Annotated in this window: 5 protein-coding genes; 4 read left to right on the forward strand and 1 reads right to left on the reverse strand. The window is 70.6% G+C overall.

Translation table 11 applies throughout. From position 1 onward, the window contains the following. Window positions 1–48: 48 nt before the first annotated feature. Entirely contained in the window at window positions 49–1,131 is a 1,083-nt protein-coding gene (gene mgrA, locus AC13HU_RS29400; protein ID WP_483045006.1) for an L-glyceraldehyde 3-phosphate reductase, read from the reverse strand. Window positions 1,132–1,322: 191 nt separating this feature from the next. Here mgrA and AC13HU_RS29405 point away from each other — a divergent pair, with 191 nt between their 5' ends. The 4 genes from AC13HU_RS29405 to AC13HU_RS29420 form a co-directional block, all read left to right on the forward strand. Beyond that, the gene (locus AC13HU_RS29405) at window positions 1,323–2,084 is read left to right on the forward strand and encodes an isoprenyl transferase (protein WP_483045010.1); all 762 of its coding nucleotides are present in this window, start codon (window positions 1,323–1,325) and stop codon (window positions 2,082–2,084) included. A gap of 171 nt (window positions 2,085–2,255) precedes the next feature. Beyond that, on the forward strand, window positions 2,256–3,575 hold the full coding sequence (gene phoH2 / locus AC13HU_RS29410) for an RNA 5'-3' helicase PhoH2 (protein ID WP_483045007.1): 1,320 nt from the start codon (window positions 2,256–2,258) through the stop codon (window positions 3,573–3,575). A 419-nt stretch (window positions 3,576–3,994) separates the two neighbouring features. Further along, complete coding sequence (locus AC13HU_RS29415; RefSeq protein ID WP_483045008.1) at window positions 3,995–4,678, forward strand: aggregation-promoting factor C-terminal-like domain-containing protein; 684 nt, start codon at window positions 3,995–3,997, stop codon at window positions 4,676–4,678. A 135-nt stretch (window positions 4,679–4,813) separates the two neighbouring features. Continuing rightward, window positions 4,814–6,340 (forward strand): AI-2E family transporter (locus AC13HU_RS29420; RefSeq protein WP_483045009.1); only part of this gene is annotated, 1,527 nt, incomplete at its 3' end.

Raw genomic sequence — 6,340 nt, forward strand, 5'->3', positions numbered from 1 at the left:
GCCCCGGCGCCCCTGAACCGACACCACAGGGGCACCCGGGCGGTCCGGTCAAGCCTCGCTGCTGACGCTCCAGAGGTTCACGCCCTCCGGCTCCACCGCGTGCCGGTCGATCTCCGCCAGCTCCTCCGCGGTGAGCGGCGCCGCTCCGACCGCGGCGACGTTCGCCTCGAGCTGCGCGACCGACGACGCCCCGATCAGCGCCGAGGTCACCCGCGGGTCCCGCAGCACCCACGACAGCGCGAGCTGCGCCAGGGACTGACCGCGGGCGGCGGCGACGTCGTTGAGGGCGCGCAGCCGCGCCACCGTCTCGTCGTTGACCAGCGCGGGGTTGAGCGACTTGCCCTGCGCGGCACGGGAGTCGGCCGGGATGCCGCCGAGGTAGCGGTCGGTGAGCAGGCCCTGGGCCAGCGGCACGAAGCCGATGCAGCCCATGCCCTCCTCGTCGAGGACGTCGAGCAGTCCTCCCCCAGACTCCGTCCGGGGGGACCCCCAACTCGCTGCGCTCTCTTCGATCCAGCGGTTGATCATGGAGTACGACGGCTGGTGGATCAGCGCCGGTACGCCCAGCTCACGCAGGATGCGCGCGGCCTCGCGGGTCCGGTCCGGCCCGTAGGAGGAGATGCCGACGTACAGCGCCTTGCCCTGCTGGACCGCGGTGGCCAGGGCGCCCATCGTCTCTTCGAGCGGGGTGTCCGGGTCGAAGCGGTGGGAGTAGAAGATGTCGACGTAGTCCAGGCCCATCCGGGACAGCGACTGGTCGAGCGAGGCGCGCAGGTACTTGCGGGAGCCCCACTCGCCGTAGGGGCCCGGCCACATGTCGTAGCCGGCCTTGGTGGAGATGACCAGCTCGTCGCGGTAGGGGCGGAAGTCCTGCGCGAAGAGGGTGCCGAAGTTGGCCTCGGCGGCGCCGTACGGCGGGCCGTAGTTGTTGGCCAGGTCGAAGTGGGTGACCCCGAGGTCGAAGGCGCGGCGCAGGATGGCCCGCTGCGAGTCCAGGGTGCGGTCGTCGCCGAAGTTGTGCCACAGGCCCAGCGAGACCGCCGGGAGCTTGAGGCCGCTGCGTCCGGTGCGGCGGTACTCCATCGAGTCGTAGCGCTCGTCGGAGGCGCGGTAGAGGTTTCGGATGTTCACGTCCTCTGCTTATCACGCGCGGTTGAAGTGTTTACTACCCGCTGCCGCCCGCGGGCCCGTACCCGCCGCCGCTCCCCGCCCGCACCCGCCGCCGCTCGCTGCCTGCGGCTGCTCGACCCGGTTCGTCCGTACGGCCGTTCGCGCAGTAGTGTGGCCGCTCGGGCGACGAGCACATGAGGGGCTGGTACGCGATGAATCTGCGCGACCTGGTGTACGGGTTGTACTCCCGCCGGGTGGAACGCCGGATCGACGTGTTGCAGACCCCCAAGCACATCGGCGTGATCCTGGACGGCAACCGGCGTTGGGCGAAGGCGTCCGGCGGCAGCCCCGAGCAGGGCCACCGGGCCGGCGCGGACAAGATCGCCGAGATGCTGGGCTGGTGCGAGGAGACCGGGGTCGAGGTGGTCACCCTGTGGCTGCTGTCCACCGACAACCTGGACCGGCCGGCCGACCAGCTGGTGCCGCTGCTGGGCATCATCGAGGACGCCGTCACCGAGCTGGCCGCCGCGGGCCGCTGGCGGGTGCACCACGTCGGCACGATGGACCTGCTGCCCGCGCGCACCCAGAGCGTGCTGAAGGAGGCCGAGCAGGCCACCGACGGCCAGGAGGGCATCCTGGTCAACGTGGCGGTCGGCTACGGCGGCCGGCAGGAGATCGCCGACGCGGTCCGTTCGCTGCTGCACGAGCACGCCGGGCGCGGCACCTCCATCGAGGACCTGGCCGAGATCCTCGACGTCGAGCACATCGCCGAGCACCTCTACACCCGCGGCCAGCCCGACCCCGACCTGGTGATCCGCACCTCGGGTGAGCAGCGCCTTTCCGGGTTCATGCTGTGGCAGAGCGCCCACTCGGAGTACTACTTCTGCGAGGTCTTCTGGCCCGCCTTCCGCAAGGTGGACTTCCTGCGTGCGCTGCGCGATTACGCGGCCCGCCACCGCCGTTACGGGGCGTGAGCTGCCCCGACGCAGGGGTGAGCGTTCTGTGGCGAGTCGATGACCGTCGGGTGACTGTCGTATGCATCCGCATGCGAGCGGCTGATCCAGGGCATATCACTGGCAGACCGGCATCCGGACCTTGGCTGCCGGACCGCAAGACTCACCTCTCCCGAGGGGGTTCGTCCACACGTGGTGACCAGCAAGAATCGCCGTGATCACGACCGGCGCACATATGTACTCGACACCAGCGTGCTGCTCGCCGATCCCAACGCCTTCACCCGTTTCGACGAGCACGAGGTCGTGCTGCCGGTCGTCGTGGTGACGGAGTTGGAGGCCAAGCGCCACCACCCGGAACTCGGCTACTTCGCCCGCCAGGCGTTGCGCACGCTCGACGAGTTCCGGATCCGGTACGGCAGGCTCGACGCGCCGATCCCGATCGGCGACATCGGCGGCACACTCAGGGTCGAGCTCAACCACTCGGACCCCGGGGTGCTGCCCGCGGGTTTCCGGCTCGGTGACAACGACTCGCGCATCCTCGCCGTCGCCCGCAACCTCCAGGCCGAGGGGTACGACGTCACTGTCGTCTCCAAGGACCTGCCGCTGCGGGTGAAGGCGTCCTCGGTCGGCCTGCTCGCCGAGGAGTACCGCGCGGAGCTCGCCATCACCTCCGGCTGGACCGGGATGGAGGAGCTGCAGATCGGCGCCGAGGACGTGGACGCCCTCTTCGCACAGGAGGTCATCGATCTGCCCGACGTGGCGGGTCTGCCGGTGCACACCGGGCTGGTGCTGCAGTCCGAGCGCGGCAAGGCGCTGGGCCGGGTCACCGAGGACGGGCGGGTGCGCCTGGTGCGCGGCGACCGGGAGGCTTTCGGCATCCACGGCCGCAGCGCCGAGCAGCGGATCGCGCTGGATCTGCTGCTGGACCCCGAGGTCGGCATCGTGTCGATGGGCGGGCGGGCCGGCACCGGCAAGTCCGCGCTGGCGCTGTGCGCGGGCCTGGAGGCGGTCCTGGAGCGCCGCCAGCACCGCAAGGTGATGGTCTTCCGCCCGCTGTACGCGGTGGGCGGGCAGGAGTTGGGCTATCTGCCGGGCAGCGAGGCGGAGAAGATGAGCCCGTGGGCCCAGGCCGTCTTCGACACCCTCGCGGCGGTGACGTCGAAGGAGGTCATCGAGGAGGTGGTGGCGCGCGGCATGCTCGAAGTGCTGCCGCTCACCCACATCCGGGGCCGCTCGCTGCACGACGCGTTCGTGATCGTCGACGAGGCGCAGTCCCTGGAGCGGAACGTCCTGCTGACCGTGTTGTCCCGGATCGGGGCCGGCTCGCGGGTGGTGCTCACGCATGACGTGGCACAACGCGACAACCTCCGGGTCGGGCGGTACGACGGAGTGGTGGCGGTGGTGGAGAAACTGAAGGGCCATCCGCTCTTCGCCCACGTGACGCTCAGCCGTTCCGAGCGGTCGCCGATCGCGGCGCTCGTCACCGAGATGCTGGAGGAGACCGGCGGCTGAGCAATAGCCATATCTGTCCGATAATCAGGCGAGTTGGGGCTGCTGCGTCCGGGAAACCGGGCGCAGCAGCTTAGCGTTCGGGGGGTGCGCGTGCAGGGAATTACCTTCGTTCGCAGCATGTGAAGTTTGCCACTCAACCGGAAATTGCCGCATGGCGTCTGAGTGCGGCAGGGTGTGAGGCTGTCAGGCCCCGCTCATGGCACTCCCGTACCCCTCGGGGCGCGAGAACGCGTCACTCACAAGTCAACATCGACGCCATGAGCCGCCCGAGCATCACGCGGACCCTGCAAGGGACTTCGCACCGGGCCAGTACCCCCGTGACCGCCCGGCCCGTACGGCGGACCGGCCCAGGGGGACCGCGCCAGGGGCACGATTCCGCCCGTGCGGTCACCAAGCGGGCGATTCCGGAAGGAAACCGTGTGAGCCGGATCTCGGTCCGGGGGCTCGCGGTGGCGTCAGCCACTGCGGTCACCACAGTGGGCGCCGTGGTAGGCGTCGCGTCGGGCGCAGACCAGGGCAGCGGCACCGCCGAACAGCCCGTCGAAGCCGCAGGCACGACCACCCTCCTCGCGGACATCCCCGCCGGCCAGCAGGTGCAGCAGGCGTCGTTGACGGAGCAGGTACAAGCTCAGTCGGACGCCGCAGACGCCTCGGCCCGGCAGTCCGCGGAGCAGGCAGCCCGCGTCCAGGCCGCGAAGGACGCCGCCACGAAGAAGAAGGCGGACGACGCAGCGGCGGCCAAGGCGGCCCAGATCAAGGCGGAGTCCGGCACGGGCGACGCGAACGCGGCCTTCCCGCTGCAGTCCTCGTACACCACCGCGCAGATCCAGGCCATGGCGAAGCAGATCGTCGGCAGCGGTCAGTACATGTGCTTCTCCAACATCGTGATGCACGAGAGCGGCTGGAACGAGTTGGCCGAGAACTCCTCCAGCGGCGCCTACGGTTTGGTCCAGGCGCTGCCCGGCTCCAAGATGGCCTCGGTGGGCGCCGATTGGCGGACCAACCCGGCCACGCAGATCAAGTGGGGCCTGAACTACATGAACAGCCGCTACGGCAGTCCTTGTGACGCCTGGCAGTTCTGGGAGGTACACCGCTCCTACTAGAATCCGGCGCCGGACCGGCACCCGACTCGCGCCACCGATCGGGCCGCCGTCGTGGCCGGATCAACCCTGATCCCGGGTAACGTCGTCTTGCACAGCAGTGCCACAGACGGCCGACGGGTCAGGGGGAGAGCAGCGATGCCGGACAAACGCCACTGGAGCGCCACGCTCGCATCCGGGTTGGCGAATCTCGCCGGGCGACTGGACGAGCGACACAGCACCGTTTCCGCGCGCGACGCGGAGCACCGGGGGGCCGCGACCACCGCGGCCCCCTCCGGTGTGCCCGCCCAGCCGGAACCGGCCCGGCCCGGCCCCGCCGCCGAGCAGCCTCCGGACCCCGCGGCGGCCGGCGCCGCCGACCCGACGTCACATCCCGTGCGGGCCGCGATATCCGACCCGACCGTGCCGCCGCCCGCGCCCGCACCCCCGCCCCCGCACACCGTGCCCGTGCCGAACCCGGTCGCGGTCGTGCCGTGGAGCATGCGGGTCGCCGCCGAGATCGGCTGGCGGCTGCTGATCCTGGCCGGCACCGTGTGGGTGCTGATGCGGGTGATAGGCGCGATCCGGCTGGTGGTGCTGGCGTTCGTCGCCGCACTGCTGATCACCGCGCTGCTCCAGCCGTTCGTGGCCCGCCTGAAGCGGATGGGGGTGCCGCGGGGGCTCGCCACCGCGATGGTCTTCATCGGCGGCTTCGTGGTGATGGGCCTGGTCGGCTGGTTCGTGGTGTGGCAGGTGATGGACAACATCGACAGCCTGTCCACCAGCCTCCAGGACGGTATCGACCAGGGGAAGAAGTGGCTGCTCAACAGCCCCTTCCACGTCACCGACGATCAGATCAACCAGGTTGCCAACAACCTCAGCAACGCCATCGGGCACAACACCAAGCAGCTCACCGACGCGGGCCTGCAAGGCGTCACCGTCATCGTGGAGTTCCTGACCGGCGTGCTGCTGGCGATGTTCAGCACCCTGTTCCTGCTCTACGACGGGCCGAACATCTGGAACTGGGTGCTGCGGCTGTTCCCGCGGGACGCCCGGCCCGGACTGGCCGAGGCCGGCCCGCGCGCCTGGCGCACCCTGACGCTGTACGTGCGCGGCACCGTGATCGTGGCGATGATCGACGCGATCTGCATCGGCATCGGCATCTTCTTCCTCGGCGTGCCGATGGCGATGCCGCTGGCGGTCGTCATCTTCGTGTCGTCGTTCGTGCCGCTGGTCGGTGCGGTCGCCTCGGGCGCGGTGGCGGTGGTCGTCTCGCTGGTCACCCAGGGGCCGTTCACCGCGCTGCTGGTGCTGCTCGTGGTGCTCGCGGTGCAGCAGATCGAGGGGCATGTGCTCCAGCCGTTCATCCTCGGCCGCGCGGTGCGCGTCCACCCGCTGGCGGTGGTGCTGTCGGTGGCGGCCGGGTCGATGATCGCCGGGATCGGCGGGGCGATCAGCGCGGTGCCGCTGGTCGCGGTGAGCAACACCGTCGTCGGCGTGCTCAGGGCGCGTGCGAAGAACGGTGCCGAGGCGGACCCGGTGGCAGGGCCGGCCCCCGCGGTGCCCGCGCCGGCGGCCGGGCCCGCCCGGCACCCGGTGGACCCCGACCCCGCCCCTGATGCGGCCGCGGATACGGATGCGGATACGGCCGAGGACGAGTTCGAGTCGCGTGAACTGGCGGACGAC

This window comes from Streptomyces sp. NH27, assembly GCF_056859195.1.